This is a genomic window from Polaromonas sp. P1_E3, from assembly GCF_056405935.1.
Window position 1 is genome coordinate 1 of sequence record NZ_JBFUBD010000450.1, and the last position, 2,011, is coordinate 2,011.

3 protein-coding genes are annotated in these 2,011 nt (G+C 58.8%); all 3 read right to left on the reverse strand.

What is annotated here, in order from left to right:
• Positions 1–346, reverse strand: a 346-nt coding sequence (locus AC1D0Z_RS20400; protein ID WP_477659991.1) for a glutathione S-transferase N-terminal domain-containing protein, incomplete at its 3' end; no start/stop codon positions are given.
• Positions 347–431: 85 nt separating this feature from the next.
• A complete protein-coding gene (locus tag AC1D0Z_RS20405) occupies positions 432–1,187 on the reverse strand; it encodes a cytochrome c1 (protein WP_477659992.1) in 756 nt (251 codons plus the stop codon).
• A gap of 16 nt (positions 1,188–1,203) precedes the next feature.
• The coding region (locus AC1D0Z_RS20410) for a cytochrome b family protein (protein WP_477659993.1) at positions 1,204–2,011 on the reverse strand (808 nt) is incomplete at its 5' end.

The following is a 2,011-nucleotide window of genomic DNA, read 5'->3' on the forward strand; positions in this document are numbered from 1 at the left end:
TGCCCTTGGAAGCGCGCGACTCAAGCGTGCTGACGTGGACAAACAATTCTTTTTCGAAGTTCAGCAGGAAGAGGCGCACGCGCGCGCGGTCGACCGGGTCGCCGGGCATGAGTTGCGGGTGCGGGAAGCGCTCGTCGATGTACTCGTTGATGATGTTCGATTCGTACAGGATCAGGTCGCGCTCGACCAGGATAGGCACCTGTCCGTAAGGGTTCATCACGTTGATGTCTTCGGGCTTGTTGTACAGGTCCACATCGCGGATTTCGAAGTCCATGCCTTTTTCAAACAGCACAAAACGGCAGCGATGCGAGAAGGGGCAGGTCGTGCCTGAATAAAGGACCATCATGGTGCGGAACTCCTAAATGCAAAGGAGTGGATACATTGAAAGCATCCACTCCAGAAGGTGCCGGGAGCTTAGCCCCGGCGAAAAATTACTTGACGTCTTTCCAGAACGCCGCATTCAGGCGCCAGGCAACAAAGGTCAAGATGAGAAGGAAAATCAGCACCCAGACGCCGACGCGAATGCGGGTGTTCTGGGCCGGCTCACCCATCCACTGCAGGTAACCCACGAGGTCGCCCATCGCCTGGTCGTATTGMAACGGCGTCATGGCGCCAGGGGTAACCTGCTTCCAGCCCTTGAAGACCGACACCTTGTGGCCGTGCTCTTCTTTTTCATCGAACACCGGGGCACGTACGCCCTGCAGTTCCCACAGCACATGCGGCATGGCTACGCTGGGGAAAGCCAGGTTGTTCCAGCCCGTGGCTTTGGTCTCGTCGCGGTAGTAGGTGCGCAGGTAGGTGTAGAGGTAGTCTGCACCGGTGCCGCCAGCGCCGGAACGCGAGCGTGCAATCACGGTCAGGTCGGGTGGATTGCCGCCGAACCAGTCTTTCGCCTGCTTGGGGTCAATCGCGGCCTTCATGGTGTCGCCGACTTTTTCGGTCGTGAACAGCAGGTTGTCCTTGATTTGCTGCTCGGTCAGGCCGATGTCTTTCAGGCGGTTAAAGCGCATGAAGGCAGCGGAGTGGCAGTTCAGGCAGTAATTGACGAACAGCTTGGCACCGTTTTGCAGGGAACCCAGGTCGTTCGTATTGTTCGGTGCCTTGTCCCAGGCCATGCCGCCTTCGGAAGCGTGTGCACCGGCAACCAGGCCCAGGGCCGCGATCAGGGAAAAAATCAGTTTTTTCATTGTTGTTATCTCCTGCTTAGTGACCGTGGAAAACAATACGGTCAGGCGGCGTTTTGGGCGTACCCAATCGGCTCCACCACGGCATCAAAAGGAAGAAACCAAAATAGAACAGGGTACCGAGCTGGGACACACGCTCGCCGACGGCTGATGGCGGCTGAACGCCCAGGTAACCGAGCACCAGGAAGTTGACGACAAAAATGCCGTAGAGGTATTTGTGCCAGTCAGGGCGGTAGCGGATCGACTTGACAGGGCTGTGGTCCAGCCATGGCAGGAAGAACAGGATGATGACCGCACCACCCATCACGACCACGCCCCAGAACTTGGCGTCGATGCCCTTGATCATCATGCCCCAGAGTTCGCCCAGGAAAGGCACGCCGGCCAGCGGTTTGGCCAGCGCATCCAGCCCGTGGGCAATGCCGGCACCGACGGAAGGAATCACCAGGCCGATCCAGTTGGCGATGGAAGGCAGCAGGCCCAGCAGCAAGGCCGCGCCGATGGCAATCACCAGCACGGCTGGCTTGAAGATGCCGGAGAGTTTGCGGGCAGCAAGCACGGCGGCAACGATGGCGATGATGCCCAGTGCACCGGCCATTTCACCGGTGATGGCGCGCAGCATCGAGTAGTAAGGCGTGAAGTACCAGACCGGCGCGATGTGCGCAGGCGTCTTCAGCGGGTCGGCCGGGATGAAGTTGTTGTACTCCAGGAAGTAGCCGCCGAACTCGGGCGCGAAAAAGATGATCGCGGTGAAGATCATCAGGAAGACGCTCACACCGAAAATGTCGTGCACCGTGTAGTAAGGGTGGAAGGGGATGCCGTCCAAGGGG